Annotated in this window: 19 protein-coding genes; 5 read left to right on the forward strand and 14 right to left on the reverse strand. The window is 64.4% G+C overall.

The features are described from left to right. Positions 1-49: 49 nt before the first annotated feature. The 14 genes from WDX12_RS31290 to WDX12_RS31355 form a co-directional block, all read right to left on the reverse strand. Positions 50-1000 carry an ABC transporter substrate-binding protein gene (locus WDX12_RS31290; protein WP_320295302.1) on the reverse strand — a complete coding sequence of 317 codons (951 nt, stop codon included), beginning with the start codon at positions 998-1000 and terminating at the stop codon, positions 50-52. A 112-nt stretch (positions 1001-1112) separates the two neighbouring features. Beyond that, complete coding sequence (locus tag WDX12_RS31295; RefSeq protein WP_434723213.1) at positions 1113-1955, reverse strand: DUF1194 domain-containing protein; 843 nt, start codon at positions 1953-1955, stop codon at positions 1113-1115. Between the two features lie 79 nt (positions 1956-2034). Beyond that, complete coding sequence (locus WDX12_RS31300) at positions 2035-2976, reverse strand: phosphoribosylaminoimidazolesuccinocarboxamide synthase (protein ID WP_320295300.1); 942 nt, start codon at positions 2974-2976, stop codon at positions 2035-2037. A 59-nt stretch (positions 2977-3035) separates the two neighbouring features. After that, positions 3036-3800: a site-2 protease family protein gene (locus WDX12_RS31305; RefSeq protein ID WP_434723214.1), complete on the reverse strand. Its 765-nt coding sequence runs from the start codon at positions 3798-3800 to the stop codon at positions 3036-3038. 97 nt (positions 3801-3897) lie between these two features. After that, the gene (locus WDX12_RS31310) at positions 3898-6459 is read right to left on the reverse strand and encodes a GcvT family protein (protein ID WP_434723215.1); all 2562 of its coding nucleotides are present in this window, start codon (positions 6457-6459) and stop codon (positions 3898-3900) included. Positions 6460-6602: 143 nt separating this feature from the next. Continuing rightward, positions 6603-7361 carry an FkbM family methyltransferase gene (locus WDX12_RS31315; protein WP_434723216.1) on the reverse strand — a complete coding sequence of 253 codons (759 nt, stop codon included), beginning with the start codon at positions 7359-7361 and terminating at the stop codon, positions 6603-6605. Next, on the reverse strand, positions 7358-8590 hold the full coding sequence (locus tag WDX12_RS31320) for a hypothetical protein (RefSeq protein WP_434723217.1): 1233 nt from the start codon (positions 8588-8590) through the stop codon (positions 7358-7360). Before WDX12_RS31320 ends, WDX12_RS31315 begins: the two co-directional genes overlap by 4 nt. Before the next feature lie 12 nt (positions 8591-8602). Continuing rightward, entirely contained in the window at positions 8603-10078 is a 1476-nt protein-coding gene (locus WDX12_RS31325) for an aspartate aminotransferase family protein (protein WP_434723218.1), read from the reverse strand. Between the two features lie 23 nt (positions 10079-10101). Then, positions 10102-11109 carry an NAD-dependent epimerase/dehydratase family protein gene (locus tag WDX12_RS31330; protein ID WP_434723219.1) on the reverse strand — a complete coding sequence of 336 codons (1008 nt, stop codon included), beginning with the start codon at positions 11107-11109 and terminating at the stop codon, positions 10102-10104. Further along, the gene (locus tag WDX12_RS31335; protein ID WP_434723220.1) at positions 11106-11555 is read right to left on the reverse strand and encodes an EamA family transporter; all 450 of its coding nucleotides are present in this window, start codon (positions 11553-11555) and stop codon (positions 11106-11108) included. The genes WDX12_RS31330 and WDX12_RS31335 overlap by 4 nt, the downstream gene beginning before the upstream one ends. A 121-nt stretch (positions 11556-11676) precedes the next feature. Beyond that, the gene (locus tag WDX12_RS31340; RefSeq protein ID WP_434723221.1) at positions 11677-13029 is read right to left on the reverse strand and encodes an FAD-binding oxidoreductase; all 1353 of its coding nucleotides are present in this window, start codon (positions 13027-13029) and stop codon (positions 11677-11679) included. Further along, entirely contained in the window at positions 13029-14462 is a 1434-nt protein-coding gene (locus tag WDX12_RS31345; protein ID WP_434723222.1) for a UbiA family prenyltransferase, read from the reverse strand. Before WDX12_RS31345 ends, WDX12_RS31340 begins: the two co-directional genes overlap by 1 nt. Positions 14463-14707: 245 nt before the next feature. Further along, positions 14708-14971: a hypothetical protein gene (locus WDX12_RS31350; protein ID WP_027167119.1), complete on the reverse strand. Its 264-nt coding sequence runs from the start codon at positions 14969-14971 to the stop codon at positions 14708-14710. A gap of 424 nt (positions 14972-15395) precedes the next feature. After that, positions 15396-17885: a mechanosensitive ion channel family protein gene (locus WDX12_RS31355; RefSeq protein WP_434723223.1), complete on the reverse strand. Its 2490-nt coding sequence runs from the start codon at positions 17883-17885 to the stop codon at positions 15396-15398. Between the two features lie 193 nt (positions 17886-18078). On the opposite strand from WDX12_RS31355, the gene WDX12_RS31360 reads away from it, so the two are divergent. The 5 genes from WDX12_RS31360 to WDX12_RS31380 all read left to right on the forward strand — a co-directional run bounded on the left by WDX12_RS31360 (position 18079) and on the right by WDX12_RS31380 (position 24963). Beyond that, a complete protein-coding gene (locus WDX12_RS31360) occupies positions 18079-19338 on the forward strand; it encodes a sarcosine oxidase subunit beta (protein ID WP_434723224.1) in 1260 nt (419 codons plus the stop codon). Positions 19339-19352: 14 nt separating this feature from the next. Beyond that, positions 19353-19631, forward strand: coding sequence for a sarcosine oxidase subunit delta (locus WDX12_RS31365; RefSeq protein ID WP_140541971.1), 279 nt, complete (start codon positions 19353-19355; stop codon positions 19629-19631). Then, complete coding sequence (locus WDX12_RS31370; protein ID WP_434723225.1) at positions 19628-22636, forward strand: sarcosine oxidase subunit alpha; 3009 nt, start codon at positions 19628-19630, stop codon at positions 22634-22636. The genes WDX12_RS31365 and WDX12_RS31370 overlap by 4 nt, the downstream gene beginning before the upstream one ends. 7 nt (positions 22637-22643) lie before the next feature. Then, the gene (gene soxG, locus WDX12_RS31375) at positions 22644-23231 is read left to right on the forward strand and encodes a sarcosine oxidase subunit gamma family protein (RefSeq protein ID WP_434725736.1); all 588 of its coding nucleotides are present in this window, start codon (positions 22644-22646) and stop codon (positions 23229-23231) included. A 289-nt stretch (positions 23232-23520) separates the two neighbouring features. Next, positions 23521-24963: an MFS transporter gene (locus tag WDX12_RS31380; RefSeq protein ID WP_434723226.1), complete on the forward strand. Its 1443-nt coding sequence runs from the start codon at positions 23521-23523 to the stop codon at positions 24961-24963. The last annotated feature ends 5 nt before the right edge of the window (positions 24964-24968 follow it).

Raw genomic sequence — 24968 nt, forward strand, 5'->3', positions numbered from 1 at the left:
AGAAAAACCGATGGCGGCCTGGCGCCGCCACCGATTGGAGGACGCGCAATCAGTTGGCGACCGCGCTGGTGTCGGCAAGCGTCGTCACATCAGGCACTTCCTTGATCAACCCCATCTGCAGCAGGAGTTCGGCCGCGGTCTTGGAAAAGTCCTGGAAATCCTTGGTGAAGAACTGCTTGTTCTCCGCCTTGTCGGCCCATTTCAGGTATTTGGCCGAATCCTCGAACTCCTTGGCGGACTGCTTCACGTCGGCGCCCATGATCTCGTAGGATTTCTGCGGGTCCTTCTTGATCAGGTCGAGCGCGTCGAAATAGCTGTCGGCGAGCGCCTTGGCGGCATCGGGATTGGCCTTGAGGAAATCCGGCGTGCAGCCGACCGTATCCAGCACCATCGGATAGTCGAGCGTGGTGGCCAGGATGTGGCCCTGGTCGGTCTTGTCGCGGACCGCCGAAATGAACGGCTCGTAAGTGACGGCGGCATCGTTCTGGCCGGCGAGGAAGGCTTGCGCCGCCGCGTCCGGCTCCAGGTTCACGACCGTGACGTCCTTGGTCGACATGCCGTTCTTGTTCAGCACCCAGGCGAGCAGGAAATAGGGCGAGGTTCCAGGCGCGGACGAGGCGACATTCTTACCCTTCAGGTCGGCGACGGTCTTGATGTCGTTGCGCACGACGATGCCGTCGGCGCCGTAGGATTTGTCGAGCTGGAAGATCTGCTTGGTGGTGACGCCGCTGGCGTTCCACACCATCCAGGTCTCGACCGTGGTCGCCGCGCATTGCAAATCACCGCTGGCGATCGCCAGCGGGCGGCTCGCCTGCGGCACTTTCTTGAGCGTGACGTCCAGCCCGTGCTTTTCGAAAAGCCCGGCCTGCTTGGCCAAAGTCAACGGCGCGAAGCCTGTCCAGCCGCTGATGCCGATGGTGAGCGACGTGGCGGCCATCGCCGGCACGCTGAGCACGGCGGCCGCCGTCAGCGCCGCCGCGAAAATGGTGGTCCTGTTCATTGTGGTTCCCCTTTTTTGTGGTGAGCGCAAATTGTCTCACAGACGCCAAAAGGCTTGTCAATGAAGCAGACGCCGCACTCGACGATGGTCCAATCCGACGCTTCCCGATCCGTCAGGGCATGCCCCAGCCGCGGTTGCGCCACATCTTCTCGCCAGCCAGGCAGTCGGCGGCAGGTTTGTCGTCGGCGAGCACGACCGGCGGATGCGCGGCCTCTTCCGCCGCCCATTGCGGCGAAGCGGGGCCGGCAAGCTCGAGCACCAGCTTGCGGCGGATCGCTTCGGGAAACTGCGTCCAGTCGTTGACCGGGATCATGAAGGCGCCCGGTCCGCCAATGACGCAGTCGCTGTAATAACGATCGAGATTTTCCACATCGAAGGCGTCGCTGAAACCACCGCGCGTCATCAGCGGCAGGCCGTTGATGGTGATGCCTTGCCTGACCACCTCGTCGCGCGTGAGGTCGACCGGCGCCCCCTGGTTGTTGGGTCCGTCGCCCGAAACGTCGATGACGCGCTTCGTGCCTTGAAAGCCGCTCTCGGCGAACAGGTCGCTGCCGAAGCTCAGCGCGCCGGAGATCGAGGTGCGCCGGGCGCTGTCCGGCGGCCGTGCATTGAGTTGCGCCACCACCCTCTCGGCGTCGGCGCGATTGGCGATCACCGTCCACGGCACGATGACGCGCTGCCAGGTCGTGCCCGCCCATTCGACATAGGTGACGGCGATCTTGCCATAGGCGCCGTCGGCGATGGCCTTCAGCACATTGTCATTCGTCAGCGCCGCCGCATAACCCTGGCGCTGGATCTCCAGCTCGGCCGGCGACATGGAAAGCGAAACGTCGACCGCCAGCACCAGTTCGACATCGACCGGCTCGGCGGGAGAAGCTGGCGGCGCCAGCCAAAGCGCCAGCGCCAGCGCGGCACTGCCCGAAAGGATATGCCTTGCACGGGCATAAGCAGACATGGAGGAAGGTTAGGCGAAAATCGCCGCGCGCAAAAGCCGGGAATTCCGGGGCGCCGGGTTCCGACCGCGCGGGGCCTTCCTAAAAATACCGCGCCAGATTCGAACGGATGCGTTCCAGCACGGTATCGCCGGAAAGGTCGGGCACGAATTTCACGCCGGTGATCGCCTCATAGGCCTGGATATAGACCGCCGAGGCCTGGTTGACGATTTCGTCCGGAATTTTGGGAATCGGGTCCTTGTAGGGATCGCAGCGCGCCGACACCCACGAGCGGACAAAATCCTTGTCGAAGCTCTGCGGCCGCCCGCCGCTTTCGACCGCCTCGTCGTAGCTCGCCGCGATCCAGTAGCGGCTGCTGTCGGGTGTGTGGATTTCGTCCGCAAGCACGATGGTGCCGTCCGGCGCTGTGCCGAATTCATATTTGGTGTCGGCCAGGATCAGGCCGCGTTCGGCGGCGCGCTGCTGGCCGCGCGCGAACAACTGCAGCGCATAGCGCGATACGGTGTCCCACTGCGCCTGCGTGAGCAGCCGCTCTGCGATGATCTCGGCTTCCGACAGCGGCTCGTCATGGCCGCCATGGGCAGCCTTGCTGGTCGGCGTGATGATCGCTTGCGGCAGCTTTTCGTTGTCGCGCAGCCCATCCGGAAAACTGTGGCCGTAGAAGCTCCGCTCGCCCTTCCTGTACTTGGTCAGGATCGAGGTGCTGGTGGTTCCCGCGAGATAGCCGCGCACCACGATCTCGACCGGCAGCATGTCGAGCCGCGTGCCGACGACGACATTGGGGTCGGGATATTCCAGCACATGGTTGGGACAGATGTCGGCGGTTTCCTCGAACCAGTAGCGCGCCGTCTGGGTCAGCACCTCTCCCTTGAACGGGATCGAGGCCAGGATCGTGTCGAACGCGCTCAGACGATCGGTGGCGATGATGATGCGGCGCCCGTCCGGCAGATCGTAATTTTCGCGCACCTTGCCATTGTAGCGGTTGGGCAGTTCGGGAATGAAGGCGTCGGACAGGATGCGCATGGGCGTGTTGCTTTCACGGGCTTCTGATCGGGCCACATAAGCCGCTGGCCCCCTGTACATCAAGCCGGATGCTGCGGAACGGGCTTCTTGTTGCCGGCAGCGCGAAACGCCCGCCAGTTCGGCCCGAAGGACGGCGGAATCCACACCAGGATACCGGCTGTGGCCGCAGGCACAATGACCGCGAAACGCAGTATGGAAAGCACGACACCGCAGAAGCCGACGATCCGCGTGGCGGTATCAGTGCCGAAGCGCGGCACAAGCAGATGCCTGGCGATCGCTCCGCCATCGAGTGGATAGGCCGGAAGAAGGTTGAGAATGGCCAAAACCGCATTCACCAGGGCGCCAAGCCAAAGCGTCCACTCAAGAAGCGTGCCCGGTCTCGGCAGCGGCGAACTGAAAAGACCGTCCGGATCGACCGGCAACAAGGGCCGGGCAAAAAGGTAATAGGCAGTTGCGAAACCCGCCGCCAGGACGATGTTCACCAGCGGCCCGGCGAAGGAGATCCACGCCCAGCCATAATGCGAAGCCACGCCGGGCTTGAACCAGGCAATTCCGCCGAAGAGGTAGAGGTCTATCCGTTGGGTGCCGATGCCTTGTCGCCGCGCTGCCCAGACATGGGCAAGCTCATGCAGAAACACCGACAGGAACAAAAGCGCGGCAAAGACGAGGGTATGGGTTAGAGCGGCCTGTGGACGCCTCGACCACTCATGCAGGAACGGCAAGGCGGCGGGAATGGCAAAGGTCCAGCTGACGCGAACGGGAATGTTCCCCTTCATCGTGAAGACGAATGCGTCGTTCTTCCTGTCCCAGCCGAACCACTGCAAGCTGACCACTCCACCCAGCGCAACGCTATGCGAGAATCCTGCCGCGCAAAAGCAAAAAGCCCGACCGAGGTCGGGCTTTGCGTTCATCGCCTAGCTCTCAGCTTCTCGGCTTGAGGTTCTCCGGGTCATAGAGCGGCTTGTAGCCGACGCCGGCCACCTCGACCGGATAGGTTTCGCCAAAATACTCGACCTGCAGCTTGCGGCCTTCCTGGGCGAAGGCCCAGGGCAGATAGGCGAGCGCGATGTTCTTGCCGATCGTCGGACCATAGGCGACGGAGGTGGTGAAGGAGCGGCGGCCAAGCGCGTCGACCAGCGTCTCGCCGGTCGCGGGGTCCTGCACCGGCATGGTGCCGACCGGATAGCGCGCGACGCCCTTGGAATCGGTGTTCTCGGTCATCACCAGCGTGCACAGCATCGCCGGCTGGTGCTCGCGGGCGCGATATTCCAGATGCTTGGCCTTGCCGCAGAAGTCGTTCTCCTTGACCTTCGGGCGGGCAAGGTCGGCCTCGAGCAGATTGTACTCGGTGAGCAGGTCGGCGTTCTGCAGCCGCAGGCTCTTTTCCATGCGGCGCGTGTTGGCGTAGGTCTCGACGCCGAAAGGCATGACGCCGGTCGAGCGCAGCGCATCCCAGACGGCCAGCCCGTCCTCGTAACGCATATGCAGTTCCCAGCCCTGCTCGCCGACATAGGAGATGCGGAAGGCGGTGACGTCCTTGCCGCCGATGCGGATCGGCTTGATCGCCGCGAACGCGAAATTCTCCGGGGTCAGGCCGTTCGGGTCCTCGACCACCTTCTGCAAGGTCGTGCGGGCGTTCGGCCCCCAGATGCCGATGGTGACGTATTTCTCGGTCACGTCGGTGACGGTGGCATCGAACCCTTTGTCCTGCGCGGTGCGCTGCATGTAGCGGAAGTCGCGCGGGCCGGCGTCGGCGCCGTCGATCACGCGGCAGCGGTCGGCCATGCGGATGACGGTGAAGTCGGCGCGCACCATGCCTTCCTCGTCGAGGAAGTGGGTGTAGATGCCCTTGCCGATATTGTTGTCGCCGCCGATCTTGGCCGCGCACAGCCATTCGAGCAGCGCGACATGGTCGGGGCCTTCGACGTCATACATCGAGAAGTGCGAGAGGTTGACGATGCCGCAATCCTCGCTCATCGCCAGATGCTCGGCATTGGAGACGCGCCAGAAATGGCGGTTGTCCCATTCGTTCTCGCGCACCGGCACGCGGTTGCCGTACTTCTCCAGCAGGTGCTCATTGGCGGCGTAGCCGTGCGCGCGCTCCCAGCCGCCCAGCTCCATGAAATAGCCGCCGAGCTCCTTCTCGCGCTCCCAGAACGGCGAGCGGCGGATGTTGCGGCCCTTGGAGAAGGGCTCGCGCGGATGCACCGCCGGATTGTAGACCTTCATCGCCGTCTCGGTGCAGCGATCCCAGATGAACTGTTCCTGCGTCTGATGCGGGTAGAAGCGCGAATAGTCGATCGCATGATGGTCGACCTCAGTCCTGCCATCGGTCATCCAGTCGGCGATCAGCTTGCCCATGCCCGGGCCGTCCTTGACCCAGATGGCGACAGCGTACCACAGCCCCCTCACCTTCTGGCTTTCGCCCATGGACGGGCCGCCATCGGTGGTCACCTGTAAGAGGCCGTTAAAAGAGTGGCCTTCATTGTAGCCGAGCTCGCCGAGGATCGGCGTCAGCTCCATGGCGCGCTCCAGCGGCGCCATGATCTGCTCCATGTCGAGGTCGCGCTGCGACGGCGAAAGCCGCGCCTGGTCTTTTTCGAGCAGGTCGCGCGGGTGGCACAGACGCGGATTGGTCTCCTCGTAATAGCCCCATTCGATCTGCCCGCCCTCGGCGGTCTTGGGATCGCCGGTGTCGCGCATATAGGCCGAGTTGCCCTGGTCGCGCAGCAGCGGCCAGCCGATCTCCTTGCCGGTGCCGGCGAACTCGTTGTAGGGGCCGAAGAAGGTGAGCGGATGGTCGATCGGCATGACCGGCAAATCCTCGCCGACCAGAGCCGCGGTCAGACGGCCCCAGATGCCGGTGCAGACCACGACATAATCGGCCTCGATCGTGCCGCGCTCGGTCACCACGCCCTTGATACGGCCGTTCTCGACGATCAACTCCTTGGCCGAAGTGTTGGCGAAAGCCTGAAGCTTGCCGGAAGCCACCCCTTGGTCGACCAGCTTGCCGGCCACCGTCTGCGAGCGCGGGATGACGAGACCGGCATCCGGATCCCACAGGCCGCCTTGCACCAGATGCTCTTCGATCAGCGGAAACTTTTCCTTGATCTCCGCCGGCTCGATCAGCCGCGCGCGGGTGCCGAAGGATTTGGCCGAGGCGATCTTGCGCTTGATCTCGTCCATGCGGGCGTCGTCGCCGACGCGCGCCACTTCGAGACCGCCGACGCGCGCGTAATGACCCATCTTCTCGTAGAAATCGATCGAGTAGAGCGTCGTCCAGCACGACAGGAAATCGTGGCTGGTCGTGTAGCAGAAATCCGAGGCATGCGCGGTCGAGCCGATATCGGTCGGGATGCCCGACTTGTCGATGCCGACGATGTCGTCCCAGCCGCGCTCGATCAGGTGATGCGCGACCGACGCGCCGACGATGCCGCCCAGGCCGACGATGACGACCTTCGCCTTTTTCGGAAATTCTGCCATTGCCCGCGACTCCAAGGGGATAGACGGGCGCGTTTGCGCGCCCTTCGAATGGCGCACAATATGCAGAGGACGCGGATTGAGCTACCGCCTGTTTGCGACACGCCGCAAGTGCGGCGCGACGGCTCGTGCAGGGGTGTTTCTTTTCAGGCGAAGGCCCAGATGTCCTCGGCCTGGAAGCCGACCTGGTAGCCGGCGGTCTTCAGCTTGACCACGACCTGGCCGATCTCGGCGGCCGGCAGCGCGCCGACCTCGATCTTGATCATGCCGGGGCGGTAGCGCTCGAGGTCGAACTGGTCGAACACCATCCAGTCGGCACCCTCGCAGTCGACCAGGAAAGCGTCGATATGGCGGATGCCGTTGCGGTCGAGCAGCGTCTGCAAGGTCTCCGACGGCACCTCGATGTCCTTCAGATGCGGCGCGAACTTGTTGAAGTTGGCGTCGGCCTCGCCCCAGGCGTTCTTGCCCGACATCAGGTTGGTGTCGGTGACCGACGAGCAGCCGATGAACTCGATCGGCAGCGTGCCGGCTTCGAGCGCCGCGGCATCGAAGGTGTGGACCGTGATCGTGCCCTTGGTCCTGGTCACCGCCACCGGCTCGATGATGAAGCGGCCGGTATCCGGGTAATTGGCGCGAAGCCGCTCCTGATTGTAGGGGATCGGTTCGACCAGCATGGCGCGCGCCCCGGGAATCCGGTGCAGCCAGGGTGTCACGTCGTCGAACAGCGCGCCGTCGCAGGCCCCGACATTGACCATCTGGAACGGTTGGCCACTGCCGCCGAAACGTGCCTTGAGCGCCGCCTTGGCCAGGAACTTCGTACCGCGCAAGGAGGGGCCGCGATCGAGCAGGCCGGCCGGAAGACCGAGCGACAGAAGAACACGCGCGAGGCTGGACAGCGAGCTCATGACTTGTCTCCGGAAATGACCTGCGGCGCAGCGCGCCGGCCGCCCTGGCTTGCCGATGCCCACAGCGCCATCAGCGGCGCGGTAAGCAGCAGGAAGGGCGGCAAAAGGTTGGGGAAATAGATGCGGGTGTCGTGGATGGGGAAAACGGTGAACTTCGCCAGCACGCCGAGTACCAGCGCCGCCAGCAGGACACCGGCGCGGCGGTCGAGCCGGAAGCCGGCGCGGTTCAAGCCGAACCAGCCGGCCAACGCCAGGACCGAGACGCCGACCCAGCTGTTGGTGCTGATGGCGCGCACCACCGACGCGGCGAAAGCCTTGAGATAGGCGGTCACCGAAAATGGCGGCTCGAACCCGTCCATATTGTAATGCTGCTCGATGCTGGAGAACCAAAGATGTGGCCACCAGCCGGGATGCTGGGCCCAGTGCGATATGGCGAAATAGGCGATGAAGGACGCCGCGAAACCAGCCAGCGCCCCCCATGCCCGCTCGCGGAAAGCGATGAGCAGCACCGCGAAAATGGCGAGGAAGACGATGTTGTCCGGCCGCGCCATGAAGGCCAGGAACAGCAGGATCGCCGTCGCCGCCTCGCGCTTGCGCATATAGGCAAAGGCCCCGCCGAGGAACAGCGCCGAGCATAACAGGTCCGGCGTCGAGGCGCGCGCCGCGTCGCCGAAATCGGCCATGATCAGGATCGCGCCGACGACCGGCGCCAGCGCCAGCGCGCCTTGTGCGCGCAGCCAGGCGAGCGTGATGGCGCCGAACAGAAGCACCGAGAACACCTGCACCAGCCGCATCGCCTCGACCGGCGAGACGGCATGGCTGAGGCTGGACAGGATCTCGGCGTAGAGGAACTTGATCCGGTACATGCCGAGCAGCGAGTGGAAGTCGGCGGCGTTGTCGCTCATGTGGCTGCGGAAGCCGCCGCCATCGTCGGTCAATGTCTTGTAGTCGCCGGCCGACACGCCGGCCTTGACTGTGCTGTAGGCATAGTCATGCAGCGCCTGCGGATCGGGATAGGCGCCCTCCTCGGCGATCGCCAGATAGGGCAGCATGTCCCAGTTGGCGTCGGGCATGAACCAGGCGGTCGCGGCGGTCAGCAGGATATAGAGCGAAAAAGTGATCGCCCCGATCGACGCGGCCCATTTCGCGTAAGCCCCCTCGCCCCACGCCAGGCCGGCGCCGGTCAGCCGTTCCAGCGGATTGGTCGGAGCGGACGGCCTGGTCAGCATGCTCGGCGGCCTCTACTTGCCGACCTGGCTTTTCACGAAATCCTTCACGATTCCCACGATGCCGCGCGACAACAGGCTGTCGAAGGCATCGACGAAGCGGTCGACATGCTCGGGCTGGCACATCAGCGGCGGCTCGAGCCGGATGACGTTGCGGTTGTACTCGGTGAAGGCGACGAGCACGTCGTAGTCGCGCAACAAGAGCGAGCCGACGAAGCCCGACAGCGAGCCCTTCAGCTTGTCGTCGAGCACGCTCACCACCGGGCGCAGCACCATGGGCAGGGTCTGCGAGAAATCGTGGAACTCGAGCCCGATCATAAAACCCTTGCCGCGCACGTCCTTGATGATCTTCGGATATTTTTCCTTGAGCGCCCGCAGCCGCTGCAAAAGGTACTCGCCGGTCGAGGCGGCGTTGTCGATCAGCCCCTCGTCATAAAGCACGTTGATGCCCTCGATCGCGGTGACGCAGGCCTCGCCCATGCCGCCGAACGTCGCCATGGCGTGAATCATCGCCGTCTTCGGCGTGCCATAGGCCTTCATGTAGACCTCGCGCCTGGCGATCATGGCGCCGACGGCCGCCTTGCCGGCGCCGAGCGACTTGGCCAGCGCCGTCACGTCCGGCACCACGCCATAATGCTCGAAGGCGTAGAAGCGGCCGGAGCGGCCATAGCCGCACTGCACCTCGTCGGCGACCCACAGCACGCTATGCCGGTCGCACAGCGCGCGCAACTTCTGCCAGTACTCGGCCGGCGCCTGGATGATGCCGCCCCCGCCCTGGATGGTTTCGAGCACGATGACGCCGATCTCGGGATCGCTCTTGAACAGCCGCTCGACGGCGTCGATGTCGGCGAAGGGAACGCGCACGACATTGTCGGCCACCTTGAAGTCGGCGCGGTAGAGCTGGCCGTCGGTGATCGCCAGCACGCCCTTGGTCTTGCCGTGGAAGGAATTCTCGGCATAGACGATTTTCGACCGCTTCGGGCCTGCAGCGCGCTCGGCGAGCTTCACCGCCGCTTCCATGGCCTCCGAGCCGGACGAGCCGAGGAACACCATGTCGAGGTCGCCGGGCGAGCATTTGGCGATGTTGTGCGCAAGCGCTGCCGCATATTGCGACATGAAGGCAATCGCGATCTCCTGGCGCTTCTCCTCCTGGAATTTCCTGCGGGCTTCCAGGATGCGCGGATGGTTGTGGCCGAAGGCCAGCGAACCGAAGCCGCCGAAGAAGTCGAGGATCTTGCGGCCGTTCTGGTCGATGTAGAACATGCCCTCGGCGCGCTCGATCTTCACCTTGTGGAAGCCGAGCAGCTTCATGAAATGCAGCTGTCCGGGGTTGAGATGCGCCTTGAACAGGTCGGTGATGCGAGCGACGTCCATCGCCTTGGCCTGCTCGACGCTGATCAAATCGGGCTTGGCGATGGAGGTTGGCGAAAGCGCCGGCGCGTCGACCAGCGTGCGCGTGCCCGTGTGTTCCGGCTTGGCCATGACGGTCATCTGAAAAATCTCCCCTTCGCGCTCTATTCGGCAGGCACGTGTCTGGTGGCGACGGCGTGGCCGTCCTTCTTGGCGCGGTATTCGCTGTAGGCCGCGATCAGCATGTCCTCGTCGCGATATTGCGGCACCCAGCCAAGCTGGCGCTCGGCCTTGGAGACGTCGAGCACGCATTCCTCGTCGGCGATCAGATACTGTTCCGGATCCATGATCGGCATGTTGAGCAAATCGAGCAGGTCGAGCGTGCGCTTGACCGCCCAGCCCGGCGTCGGCAGCAGGATCGACCTCGAGCCGGCATGGCGGATCAGGTCGCCGAGCAGTTTCTTCACCGGCGGCGGGTTGAGGGAGCCGAGATTATAGGCTTCGTTTGGCACGCCGGCCTTCCAGGCCGCGCGGGCGGCCTCCGCACAGTCGAACACCGAGATGAACTGATAAGGGTTCCTGCCCGAGCCGATCATCGGCACCGGAAGGTTCCAGTCGACAAGCTTGAACAGCTTTTCCAGGATGCCGAGGCGTCCGGGGCCGATGATCAGGCGCGGCCTGAACAGCGAGATCGACATGCCGCGCTTGCGCCATTCGGCGGCGAGCTCCTCGGTCTTCAGCTTCGACAGCCCGTACTCGCCGAGCGGCGAGACCGGATGATCCTCGGTCATCGGCAGCACCATCGTGTGGCCGTAGATCATGTCGGTCGTATAGTGGACCAGTTTCGCGGCGCCGGCCCTGTCCATCGCCTGCATGATGTTCTCGGTGCCGTGGAAATTCACCGGGAAGAAGAAATCATGCCGCTTGGCGCGCACCTGGATCGGCGACAGCATCTTGGCCGACAAATTGTAGACCATGTCGTCGGCCTTGAGCCCGACCGCCGCGACCGAGCCCGGATCGGTGACGTCGCAAGTGACGAAGCGCATGGAGCGGTAATGCGGCAGGTCGCTCTTGACGATGTCGGCGACGACGACGGTCTCGCCGTCCGCGACAAGCTTGGGGGCAAGGTGACGGCCGACGAAGCCGTCGCCGCCGAAAATCACATGTCTCATCGAACGATCTCGCTTGTGCCGATCTTGTCGGGGGTGATGGATGCGGTCTGGTCCTCATGCCCGCGGCCGCCCATCTCCCGGCCACTCTGCGCGATCAGGATCGTGCCGACGCAGATGCAGGCGATGCCGGCGATGCGCCAACCATTCAGGTCCTCGCGGAAGACGAAATAGGCAAAGATCGCCACGGCGACATAGGCGAGGCTGAGGAACGGATATGCGAAGCTGAGCTCGACCTTGGACAGCACATAAAGATGCGACGCCATCGAGATGACGAAGGTGCACAAGCCCAGGAACACCCACGGGCTGAACACGATCTGCAAGAGCTTGACGAGCGGATTGACGCCTTCGAAGGAGATCGGCCCCATAGACATCATGCCCTGCTTCAGCATCAGCTGCGCCGCGGCATTGGTCATGACCGTGAAGAGAATGAAGATTATGTATTTCATTGTTGCCACCCGCCCCTTGGCGGTCCTATTACAAACCTGAAAATATTTCGTGAAGCCCGACCGGTGTTTTGAGTAAACCATGGCGTAATGTTTTATTTACCATGATTTATTCGATTTTTATCTATTCCGCGGCTTCCGAGACTCCACTCCTTACATCCAGTTTTTTCGCCGTCCGCGCCCAGAAGCTCGACAGGAACGCCGGGTCGCGAAGCGCCTCCAACCGCTGCCATTGCGGGAACGACGCGGCAAAGATTTCAGGCCCCATCCGGGCGTCCTTGTAGGGGTTCACCGCCCCGCCCGCCTCGACGGCGACGCGATCGAGTTCGGCGAGCAGCCGCAACGTCCGTTTGCCCCGGTTGGGGAAATCGAGCGTCAGCGTGTAGCCGGGCCGCGGGAACGACAGCAGCGCCGGCGAGCGGACATCGCCGAAGCGCTTGAGCACGGTGAGGAACGACCCCTCGCCCGCCCGCCGTGCTGCCTCGAGCAGCGCCGGCACGATGCGACGCGCATTGGCCTCCGGCACCACGCTTTGGTGCTGGAAAAGCCCGCGCGGCCCGTAGAGCCGGTTCCAGTCGCGGATGCCGTCGAGCGGAAAGAAGAAACCCTGATAGCCCGCCTGGCGCGGAGTCGCGGACTTGCCCTTTTTCCAGCGATAGGCCGCATTGAAGGCGGTGAGGAAAGGCCGATTGAGGACATTGAAGGGTGGCTGCACCGGCACGGAAAGCCGGCTGCCGGCACCCGCCGCGGCGTGCGAGCCGTGCTCGGCATGGTTGCCGGTGAACAAAAGCCCACGCCCGCGGCCGTGGCCGCCGGCAAGCTGATCGATCCAGGCGACCGCATATTCGTTGGTCTGGTCGGCGGCCTCGGCAAGATCGAAGAACTCGCCGAGATCGCGAAACCGCGTCGCCTTTTCCGTTATGTCGAGCGAGGGCGACCGCATCAGCTTGATCGATGCCGACAGTATCAGTCCGGTCAGCCCCATGCCGCCGATCGTTGCCGCGAACAGGCGGACATTGTCGGTCTGCGAGCAGCGATAGGTTCGGCCGTCGGACCGAAGCAGCGTCAAGGCTTCGACATGGCAGCCGAAGGTGCCGCGCCGATGGTGGTTCTTGCCGTGCACGTCGTTGGCGATCGCGCCGCCCAGCGTCACGAACTGCGTGCCTGGAACCACGGCCGGAAAGAAGCCGTGGGGTGCGGCGTGGGCGATGATGTCGCAAAGCAGCGTACCGGCATCCGCGTCGAGCACGCCGGTCTCGGCGTTGAAGGAACGGACACGGTTGAGCGGCCGCATGTCGACAACCATGCCGGCATCGTTCTGGCAACTGTCGCCATAGGAGCGGCCATTGCCGTAACCGAGCAGCGATCCGGCTTTCGCCTCGCCGCGCTTCAGCAAGGCGATCGCCTCGTCCGCCGGGATCGCCTTGCGCGCCGGCGGAGTCGCCAGCCCGAAGCTGCCGAAGCGCTGGTGGCCCATCACCAGCCTCCGGCGACGAGGAAGACCGCGCCGATGGCGACGACGATCTGGCTGCGCCAGTCGCGGATGATGAAGACGACCGGATCGTCATGCATCTCGTCGCGACGGGCGAGGATCCAGACGCGCATCGTGAGGTAGAGCACGATCGGCGCCAGCGGCCATATCAGCCAGGGATGCGGATAGAGTTCGCGCACCGCCGGGCTGTCCATATAGAGCGCCAGGACCAGCGCCGAGGAGAAGGCGGAGGCCATGCCGGCCTGGGCGACGATTTCCTGGTCCTCGGTGCGATAGCCGCGGCCGGCGATGCGCTCACCCGGAGGAATGGCCGTGGTGCGCAGTTCGACGAAGCGCTTCACCAGCGCCAGCGACAGGAAAAAGAAGATCGAGAAGGCGAGCAGCCAGAAGGAGACGTCGACGCCGGTGGCCGCCGCACCCGCAAGCACGCGGATCGTGTAGAGGCCGGCAAGCGTCAGCACATCGACCAGAAGCATGCGCTTGAACGAAAGCGAATAGGCGGTGGTGACGGCCATATAGCCCAAAAGCACGCCAAGGAATTCGATCGGCAGGAACAGGCTGGCGGCGATGCCCATCGCGAGCAGCGCGACGATCGCGCCGAGGCCGAACGGAATGGACAACGCACCGCTGGCGAACGGCCGGTTGCGCTTTGTCGGATGCTTGCGGTCGAGCGCGAGGTCGAAGAAGTCGTTGAGGATATAGATGGCGGACGCCACGGCGCTGAAGGAGACGAACGCCAACAGGCACTGCCAGATCATGTTCGGGTTGAAATATTCGTGCGACAGCACCATCGGCACGGCGATCAGCACGTTCTTCAGCCACTGATGCATGCGCAGCATCTTGACGTAGGTCCTCAGCGTCGGCTTCGGCGCGGACATGGCCTCGGCTTGATGCGCCGCCTGCCAGCGCCGGGCGCTGCGGTCAGGCGCCACCACGAGCGCGTTGCGCGCGGCGTCGAACACTTCGAGATCGTGCCGGCTGTTCCCGGCGTAGTCGAAGCCCGCATCGCCATAGGCAGCGACAAGTGCCGCGCATTTCTTGGCCGAGGTCATGTTGTGCGGGCCGTCGGTCGCCAGCACGCGATCGAAGATGCCGAGATGCGCCGCGATCGCCTCCGCGAACTTGCGCGGCGTTCCTGTCGCCAGCACGATCTTGCGACCCTCCCGGTGCTCGGCGCGCAACCGGTCGACAAGGTCCTGGCGGTAAGGCAGCGAGGCCGGGTCCATGTCGACGCGGCTGGCGATTTCCTGCTTCAGCCGAGCCGGCCCACCGGTCAGCCAGAGAGGCAGGAGAAAGAGATAGAGCGGGTTTTTCTTGAGCAGGATGAACAGGCCTTCCCACAGAAGGTCCGTTGCAATCAGCGTGCCGTCGAGATCGACCGCAAGCGGAATTGCGTTCCTGTCCGACCTCGCGTCCATTGTCCTGCCCCGATCGAGCGCAGGATCCCGAAATTCCGATCACGGAAAGATCACGCGCCAACTCAACCCACGCCGATGCCGGCGTCCTCGGGTCGGATATAGCGGGTCATGACGCAGCGAACGTTAAAACGCTCGGTTGCAGGGCGTGGTCTTACCGGTTTTTCGGCGTCATCGTTAAGCGTCGGCTACCGGAAACGATAAAAGGCCGGACATCGGTCCGGCCTTTGCCAATCTTGCGGTGAAGTTTACTTGATGCGGGCCGCGCCGCCCGAAATTTCGACCGTTTCGGAGCCGGTCAGGGCTTCGAGGTCACCATTGGGCAGGGTGACGAAGCAGCCGTTCGAGCAGAACTCCACCGTCTCGCCGGCGGCCAGCGTCAGCTCGCTCTTGGCGCCGCCTTCGGTCACGACCAGGGTCCGCGTCTGAGCGTCCCTGTTGATCGCGCTGGCGGCGAAAGCCGAACCGCCCAGGGCCAGCAAAGCGATGGCGGCAACGACAGACTTCCACATTGCAATTCCGGTGTTTCACACACCGCCTCTGTTCAAATTTGCGAGGCATTCTCGCCCTTTGCATCGAAGCTTATATGAGATGTTACCTGAACCGCAACTGAATGCCGCATTCATGCCACAATCGGTTTCGGCGTCGGATGAGCCACCTAAGGTGTATCGAGATTCAGGTCAGGCCGAGTCGAAAATGGCGGGTTCCGAGAACCGGCCTACGCCGGCCGTAGCCTTTATAGAGCGGGGGCACTTATGTGGGCTTCGGCCGGCAAAGGCCGGAGCGGAGCGTACTAAAAGTACGTGAGCACCGGCCTACGCCGGCCGTAGCCTTAATTTGAGCGCTGCGCCACTCATGAGTGCTTCGGCCGGCGAAGGCCGGAAGCGCAGGAAGCCGCCATTTGCAGGCCGGCCTCACCTGAATATCGATCGCACCTTAGCCCGGGTCGGGCTTGCGGCCCTTGCGCTTCATCTTGGCCAGCCGCTCCCGTTCGGCCGCGGTTTCCGCTTCCAGCCTCTGGCGCTCTGCGAATTCGGCCTCGATCTTGTCGTCGTCGATCGGCCAGGCTTCGTGCTTCTTGCTCTCGACCACGGCGCGCGGCGTCGAGGGAATCTCGACCTGCTCCTCCTCGAAGACATCGAAGATGGCGAAGCGGATGTCGTTCTGCACGACGCTGCCGTTCATGATGTCGGCGACGAAGACGCGTATCTCGAATTCGAGCGCGGCCGCCCCGAAATTGGCGAAGAGAACGAATGGCTCGGGGTTTTTCAGCACCATCGGATGGGCGCGCGCAACGTCCATCAGGATGGCATGGACCCGCTTGACGTCGCTGCCATAGGCGACGCCGACCTTGATGTCGATGCGCCCGAGCTTGTTGCGATGCGTCCAGTTGCCGACCGCATTGTTGATGAGGTTCGAGTTGGGCAGGATCACCGCCTGGCGCTGGAAGGTCTCTATCTCCGTGGCGCGCACGCTGATCTTCCTCACCGTGCCGCTGACGTCGCCCGCGACGATCCAGTCGCCGACCTTGAACGGCCGCTCGGCCAGCAGGATGAGGCCCGAAACGAAATTCGACACGACATTCTGCAGGCCGAAGCCGATACCCAGCGAAAGGGCGCCGGCGACGAGCGCGAGGTTTGAAAGGTCGATACCCGCGGCCGAGATGCCGACCAGGCCGGCAAGCGCGACGCCCGCGTAGCCGACGCCGAGGCGAATGGAGTTGCGTACTCCGGTATCGACCTTGCCGCGCGCCATCACCGAGCCGTCGAGCCAGCCCTGGAACCAGCGGGTCAGGAAATAGCCGATGACGAAGACGACGATGCCGGTGAGGATGCCGAGGAAGGAGATCGTCACCGAGCCGATCTGGACACCGGTGGCGAGCTTATAGGCCCAAGCCTGGATGTCCCCCGGCTGGAAGCCCCACATCAAAAGGATCAGCGGCAGGAAGATCAGCACGATCATGAGGTTGATGGCGATGCTGACCACCAGGCCGAGCTGGTCGAGGGCGGTGTCCTCGTAGCTGGAGTTTTCCGAGAGCCAGCGCCCGACCGAAGTGTCGGCGAAGCCGCCCTCCTCCCCGATCGCACGCGCCGACAGGAAGCCGATATAGGCCGTCACCAGCACGGTGCCGGTCACCACGACCTGGAACGAGACGAAAAGCGCCAGGCCGATATAGCCGAGCAGCGCCGCCGCGATGGTGAACAGGCCAAGCCCGATGGCAAGGAAACGAAGCCATGCCGGCCAGGGGCGCCATGAGCCGTCAGCGGCCCTGAACGGCCGCAGCAGCCCCATCAGGATCAGGATGATGCCGACGATGATGGTGGCGACAAAACCCCTGGCGATCGTCAGCGACAGCGGCGAACCCATCTTCTCGTTGACGACCGCGAGGAAGTAGTTGAGGCCGAGCACGATCGCCATGGCGGTCGTCAGCCCGACGAGCCAGCGCGCGGGACCGGTCGCGACCGGGATCAGGCGCCAGTTGGGCAGTCGCGGTTCGAGCGCCGCATTGGTCAGCCGGTTGACACAGAACACCATGCCGATCACCGTCAGCAAGGCATTGAGGAACGTGCCGATATCGCCGCGCAGCACATTGTAATAATTGAAGAAGAACACAGCCGAGGCGAAGAAGACGCCAAGCGCCAGCGTCGGCAGCAGCGTCGACCAGAAAGCGACCGACAGGCGGCTGAGATAGGACGGCTCCTCGACGGTCGGGTCGGCCTCGAATATGCGGCCGAACAGGCGCCTGCCGCCGATCAACAGCACTGCCGCCAGCGCCAGCGCCATCAGCGTCGCCGCAAGGATTGCCTGGAACTTGAACCTGACGGCGAAGCTCAACCAGGACGATACCGACTTGTAGAGGCCCGAGAACTGGTCATGCGCGTCGGAAAAGGCCTGCGGGCTCAGCGCTTCGGTGAGGTCATAATGCTTGGTGATGACGCTGCGGAAAAGCTCGCTGCGCATGACGGCGATCTTGTCGACCAGCCCGTTGACGCGAATTGACAGGTTCTGCGCGCTGGCGACGACCGCGTTGATCTGAGCTTTTTCCGACGCGAGCGCGCTGCGCTCGTTGCTGACGATCGCCGGCTCGGGAGGCTGCCCCTGCGCCGGTGGCGCGCCGAGCACCTCGACGCGGTTGTTGATGTCGGTGAGGCGCTGCCGGAATGACAGCGCGCTGTTCAGCGCCGCCCGCGAGATGTCCTCGAGCTGCAACCGGATGTCGACCAGCCCCGCATCGTCCTGGTCGGGGTCGCTCAGTTTCTTTTCCAGGCCGTCGGTCTTGCCCGTCAGGTCCTGGATGACCTTGGTCTGGTCGGCGATGAGCTGCGACGAACCATGGCCGATCGCCTGCGCCGACGCCTCCAGCGCCGGCTGCCCGAAGACAGCGACGACGACGACCAGTATCAGGCGCAGCAGGCGGAAAAACATGACTGTGTTGGCGACTCGCGGCCGAAAAATCCTCGAAATTTCCGCCCTTGATAAAGACCGGCCTATCGGGCGGCAAGCCGTCCCGATCGCATCGGCGAGAGTCGGCCTGTCGAAAAGCGATGGCGCAATCTTGGCTTTGCGCTTCCCGCCTGCTCTATAGTCTGCCGCTCGCATCATAAGGACGATAAGAAGAATGGCGGAATACTCAGCCTTCTCGCTGCTCAAGAACGCGCTGACCGGCAACAAGGATTGGAAGCCCGCCTGGCGCAAGCCGGACCCCAAGGCTTCCTATGACGTGATTGTCATCGGCGGCGGCGGCCATGGCCTTTCGACCGCCTATTATCTCGCCAAGGAACACGGCATCACCAATGTCGCGGTGCTGGAAAAGGGCTGGCTCGGCTCCGGCAATGTCGGCCGCAACACCACGGCGGTGCGCTCCAACTATCTCTTGCCGCAGAACACCCGCTTCTACGAGCATTCGATGAAGCTGTGGGAGAACCTCTCCCACGACCTCAACTACAACGTCATGTTCTCGCAGCGCGGCTGCCTGAACCTCGCGCACACGCCCGCCCAGCTCGACGATTATGCCCGGCGCGGCAACGCCATGCGCCATCTCGGCGTCGACGCCGAACTGATGAGCGTCGACCAGATCAAGCGGCTCGTGCCAGCGCTGGACGTCTCGGGTTCGGCCCGTTTTCCCGTCCTTGGCGGGCTGATGCAGCCGCGCGCCGGCACCGCCCGGCACGACGCGGTCGCCTGGGGTTATGCGCGCGGCGCCGACCGGCGCGGCGTCGACATCATCGAGAATTGCGAGGTCACCGGCTTCCTGCGCGACGGTGGCCGCATCACCGGCGTTTCGACGACGCGCGGCGAAATCCGAGCCAAGAAGGTCGCGCTTGCGGTTGCCGGCAGCACCGGCCAGGTCATGCAGCTCGCCGGCATTTCGCACATGCCGATCGAAAGCCATGTGCTGCAGGCTTTCGTCTCGGAATCGCTGAAGCCCGTCGTCGATACCGTTCTCACCTTCGGCATGGGCCATTTCTACATTTCGCAATCCGACAAGGGCGGCCTCGTCTATGGCGGCGACCTCGACGGCTACAACAGCTACGCCCAGCGCGGCAGCTTGCCGATCGTCGACGAGGTGATGAGCGAGATGCTGGCGCTGTTCCCCGGCCTGGCCCGGGTGCGCATGCTGCGCTCCTGGGGCGGGCTGTGCGACATGACGATGGACGGCTCGCCGATCATCGCCGCCGGTCCGCTGCCGGGCATGTATCTCAATTGCGGCTGGTGCTACGGCGGCTTCAAGGCGACGCCCGCATCGGGCTGGTGCTTTGCCTACACCATAGCCAAGGACGAGCCGCACGAGTTCAACGCGCCTTTCACGCTCGACCGCTTCTATCGTGGCTTGATCATCGACGACAAAGGCCAGGGCGCGAACCCGCGGCTGCACTAGGGTTTGGAATAAAGATGCTGATCACCTGTCCTTATTGCGGCCCGCGCGACGTCATCGAATTCACCTACCAGGGCGACGGCAACCGCGAGCGGCCGCAGCCCGCCTCACAGGACCTCGACGCCTGGAACGCCTATGTCTACGACCGGCTGAACCCGGCCGGCGACCACAACGAGATCTGGCAGCATTCCGGCGGTTGCCGCGCACATCTGAGGGTCGTGCGCAACACGCTCACGCATGAGATCCTGAGCACCGCCTTCGCTCGCGGCGGCCACAAGGCGGAGGGCCGCTCGTGAGCCCTCGCCGCACAGAGACAGGCGGTCGGATCGACCGGCTGCGCACCATCCGCTTCACCTTCGACGGCGCGCCCTATACCGGCCATGCCGGCGACACGCTGGCCTCGGCGCTGCTTGCCAACGGCGTGACGCTGTTCGGCCGCTCCTTCAAATATCACCGCCCGCGCGGCCTGCTCGCCGCCGGGGTCGAGGAGCCGAACGCGCTGGTGACGGTGCTGCGCGGCGAAGTGCGCGAGCCGAACATCCCGGCCACCATGGTCGAAATCTATGACGGGCTCGTCGCCGTCAGCCAGAACCGCACGCCCTCGCTTGCCTGGGACATCAGCGCCGTCAATCAGCTCGGCGGCAAGATCCTGTCGGCCGGCTTCTACTACAAGACCTTCATGGGTCCGGTGATCGGCCCGCTGAAGGGCACGCGCTTCTGGATGTTCTGCGAGCATTTCATCCGTCGTGCCGCTGGCCTCGGCAAGGCAGGCACGGCTCCCGACCCGGCGCGCTACGAGCGCATGAACGCTTTCTGCGACGTGTTGGTCGTCGGCTCTGGTCCGTCCGGCCTGATGGCGGCAAAGGCCGCCGCCGACCAGGGCGCCCGCGTCATCCTCGCAGACCTCGAAGCCCACTTTGGCGGCTCCGCCAACTGGTCCGGCGAAACCATCGACGGCATGCCCGCCGCCGACTGGGCCCAGCGCACCGTTGGGCAGCTCGAAGGCAACGACAATGTCCGCCTTTTGCCGCGCACCACGGTGTGGGGCTATTACGATGGCAACACGCTGGCCGCCCTGGAACGGGTGACCGACCATAAGGAAGTGGCCGCCAAGGGCGAGCCGCGCCAGCGCTACTGGGCGATCCGCGCGGGCACTGTGGTTCTCGCCACCGGCTCCTTCGAGCGGCCGCTGGTGTTCCCGGGCAACGACCGGCCCGGCGTCATGCTGGCGCATGCGGCGGAACGCTACGCAGTTGAATATGGCGTGCTGCCCGGACAGCGCATCGCCCTCTTCACCAACAACGACAGCGCCTACCACTCGGCCGTTGCCTTGAAGAAGGCCGGCGCCGCCATCGTTGCCATCGTCGATGTCCGCGGTGAAGTCTCGAACGAGATGCGCCGGCTGGCGAGTGATGCGGAGGCCGAGCTGCTTGCCGGCCATGCCGTGGTTGCGACCGAGGGCGGCAAGGCCCTCACCGGCCTCAAGGTGCAGCGCTTCGACGCCATGAGCGGCGCGCTGAGCGGCGACGAACGCAGCATCCATGCCGACAGCCTTCTGATGTCGGGCGGCTGGTCGCCGACCATCCATCTCGCCAGCCAGGCCGGGGCGAAGGCCGAGTGGAATCCGGCGAGACAAGCCTTCCTGCCGCCCAAGCCGAGGCAGCGTTGGCCAAATCAGCAATGGATTGGCGCCGGCGCCTTCACCGGCAGTTTCTCCACCGCCGAAGCCATTGCCGAAGGCCGCGCGGCAGGCCTTCGGGCGGCTGGCGGCGCGACTTCATCCGCTCCCCTGCCCGTCGTCGAGGCGGCCCCCGGCGATCCCGATCCGGCGCCGGTCTTCGAGATCAAGGCCAAAGGCAAGAGTTTCGTCGACTTCCAGCACGACGTGACCGCCGAGGACGTGCGGCTGGCGCATCGCGAGGGCTTCGTCTCGGTCGAGCATCTGAAGCGTTACACCACGCTCGGCATGGCGACCGACCAAGGCAAGAACTCCAACGTTCCCGGTCTGGCCATCATGGCCGAGGCGCTCGGCAAGCCGATCCCCGAAGTCGGCACGACGCGCTTCCGTCCGCCTTACACGGCGGTGTCGATCGGCTCGTTGGCCGCCGAGCGCTTCGGCGACCTCAAGCCCGAGCGGCTGACGCCGATGCATGACTGGCACCTCGCCAATGGCGCGCGGATGTATTCGGCCGGCCTCTGGTACCGCCCGATGATCTACGGCCTCGCCGGCGAGACGGTCGAGCAAGCCTATGTCCGCGAAGCCAGGGCCACGCGCGAAAGCGCTGGCATCGTCGATGTCTCGACGCTGGGCAAGATCGCCGTGCAAGGGCCCGACGCGGCCGAGCTCCTCGACCGCGTCTACACCAACATGTTTTCCACGCTCGCGGTCGGCAAGGCCCGCTACGGCCTGATGCTGCGCGAGGACGGGCTTGCCTTCGACGACGGCACTACGTGGCGACTCGGCGAACAGGAATTCCTGATGACCACCACCACCGCCAATGCCGGCAAGGTGATGCAGCATCTGGAATATTTCCTCGACGTCATCTGGCCGGAGCTGAAGGTCACCGTCACCTCCGTCACCGACGAATGGGCGGGTGCGGCGATCGGGGGACCGAACGCGCGAGGCATCCTTGCTTCTTGCGTCACCGGCACCGCCGTCGACAACGCCGCGCTGCCCTTCATGGGCATCGTCCATGGCTGGATCGCCGGCGTTCCGGTGATGATCTGCCGGCTGTCCTTCTCCGGTGAAATGGCGTTCGAAGTCTATTCCGGCTCCGGCTACGGCACCCGCGTCTGGGAAGCCTTGATCGAGGCCGGCAAGCCTTTCGGCCTGGTCACTTACGGACTCGAGGCGCTGGGCACGATGCGCATCGAGAAGGGCCATGTCACCGGCGCCGAGATCGATGGCCGCACCACGGCGCGCGACCTCCATCTCGACTGGATGCTTTCGAAGAAGAAGCCCTTCATCGGTTCGGCCATGATGGACCGGGAAGGCCTGATCGGCTCCGACCGGCTCGAGCTGGTCGGGGTAATTGCGCTCGACAACCGAGCGCTCAACGGCGGCGGGCATATCGTCGAGGAACTGGACGAAGCCAATCCGCACGACTCACTCGGCCATATCACCGCCTGCTGTTATTCGCCCGCGCTGGGCAAATATATCGCGCTGGCCCTGGTCAGGGGCGGCAAGGCACGTCACGGGACCCGCGCATTCGTCTCCGACCCGCTGCGCAACCGGTTCGGGCCGGTCGAGATCGTTTCCAACCATTTCTACGATCCTGACGGGAGCCGCATGCATGGCTGAGCAGCATTTGCCCGAACGCCAATCGCCGCTCGAGCCGGAGTATCATCCGGGCTCGCATGGCAATTTCGAACATGGCGTCGACGTCATCCTGTCCGAGACGCGGCCAGGCTCGATCCTGCAGCTCGCCGCCTGGCCGGGCGAAGAGAAGCGGCTGATCGAGATTATCGGCAAGGTCACCGGGCTCGCTCTGCCGGACGGCGCCGGCGGCGGTGTAAGCAGCGGTGTCCGCGCCGTGTTCGGTTTCGCGCCGGGGAAATTCACCGTGGCGGACGAGGCCGAAGGTCTGGCCGCTTCCTTTGCCGGCGTCATCACGCCGGCCATCGGCACGCTGACGGACCTTTCGCATGGCCGCACCGCGATCCGCATCGCCGGCCCGAAGGCGGAATGGGTGATGGCGAAATTCTTCGCCATCGACTTCGCCTTGCCGGCCTTCCCGCTCGGCGCTGGACGTTCGACCAACCATCACGACGTCTTCGCGCAGATCCAGCGCACCGGCCCCGACCAGTTCGACATCTACGTCTTCCGCTCCTTCGCGCGCTCGTTCTGGAAGGCGTTGTGCCACGCCTCGGAGGAAGTCGGCTACGAGGTGCAGTAGAGCGTTGAAGGTGTGTTGAGATTCAGGTCAGGCAGAGCCGAAAATGGTGGCATCCGAGAACCGGAGCGGAGCGTACTTTTCGTACGTGAGCACCGGAAGCGCAGGAAGCCGCCATTTGCAGGCCGGCCTCACCTGAATATCAACGCACCTTGGTCCAGCCGCTATCTGGCACTATGGACCGCTACAACTGCTGCTTGAGTGCTGGGCCAGCAGGGACGATAGATAAGGAATCATCGGCGTTTGCCAGGGCAAACGTTCGCTCAGGCAACCAGTTCGACCATACCCTTCCATGACTGTTGAGACTTCGGCGACGGCCACGACCCGCTTTGCTTCGGCGGGCGGTCCGTCGATGCTGTTGCCGGCGACCGTCGCCTGCGGCGTGTTCATGACCAGCCTTGATCAGAATGTCGTGGTCACCGCGCTGCCCGGCATCGGCGAGAGCCTCGATCGCCCGCCAAGCCAGCTTGGCCTGCTGATCACGGTCTATGTCGCGAGCCTCATCGTCACCATGCCGCTCGGCGGCTGGCTGGCCGACCGCTTCGGCCTGCGCAATGTCTATTGCTTCGCGCTGCTCGTCTTCGCCGGCGCTTCGGCATTGTGCGGCCTTTCGGAAAACATCTGGATGCTGGTCGGCTCGCGCGCCCTGCAGGGCTGCGGCGGCGCGCTGATGGGCACGCTCGGCCAGGTGGTGATCCTGTCCAGCTTCCCGCGCGATCGCACGCTCAAGATCAACATGTATATCTCACTCGCCGGCCAGTCCGGGCCGCTGGTCGGACCGCTCGTCGGCGGCGCGCTCACCACCTATGTCTCCTGGCGCTGGATCTTCTACATCAACATCCCGATCGCGCTGACCGCCGCGATGCTGGCCGCCTCGATGTTTCCCACGACGACCAAGCCGGTTCGCACGCCCTTCGATTTTCCGGGTTTCCTGCTCGTCGGCATCGGCATGGCGCTGCTCGTCTTTGGCATGGATTCGGTCGCCGCCAAGGATGCGGCGAGCAGTCTTATCGGCATCGAGCTTGGCCTGGCGGTCGTCATCCTGACGATTGCCGCCTTCTATTGCCTGCGCGCGCGCAACCCCTTGCTCGACCTCAATCTGCTGCGCATCCGCACCTTCCGCATTGCCTTCCTCACCGGCGGCAGCCTCGACACGATCGGCCTGAGCTCGGTGGTCTTCCTCTTGCCGCTGATGTTCCAGCTCGGCTTCGACATGAGCGCGGTGCAGGCCGGATCGCTGACCTTCGTCGCCGCGATCGGGTCGTTGATGATGCGCTTCTTCATGCCGCGCCTGTTGAACCGCTTCGGCTTCAGGCGCGTGCTGGTCACCAACACGCCGATCGTCGCCCTCCTGGTCGCGGGCTTTGCGTTGATGCAGGAGAGCATGCCGGCCTGGATCGTGCTGGCCTACATCTTCGCCTTCGGCGTCTTCCGCTCGGTGCAATGGGCCTCGACCGGCAATCTATCCTATTCGGACATCGCGCCGGAGCAGCTCGCGCGCTTCAGTGCGCTCTATTACATTTTATGGCAGCTCGCGGTGGCGATCAGCGTCGGTTTCGCGGCGGCGCTGCTGTCGCTGCTTGCCGGCGGCGGCAAGGCCAGCGTCGACGACTATCGCATTCTGTTCGTCATAGAAGGGCTGATCACGCTTTGCGCGCTGTCGGCGTATCTGAGGCTGACGCCGCAGGACGGCGCCCATGTCAGCGGGCACGGCGCACATATGAGCACCGATTAGCCGGC

The organism is Mesorhizobium sp. RIZ17, assembly GCF_051127865.1.
In the GTDB taxonomy this organism is placed as follows: Bacteria; Pseudomonadota; Alphaproteobacteria; order Rhizobiales; family Rhizobiaceae; genus Mesorhizobium; species Mesorhizobium humile.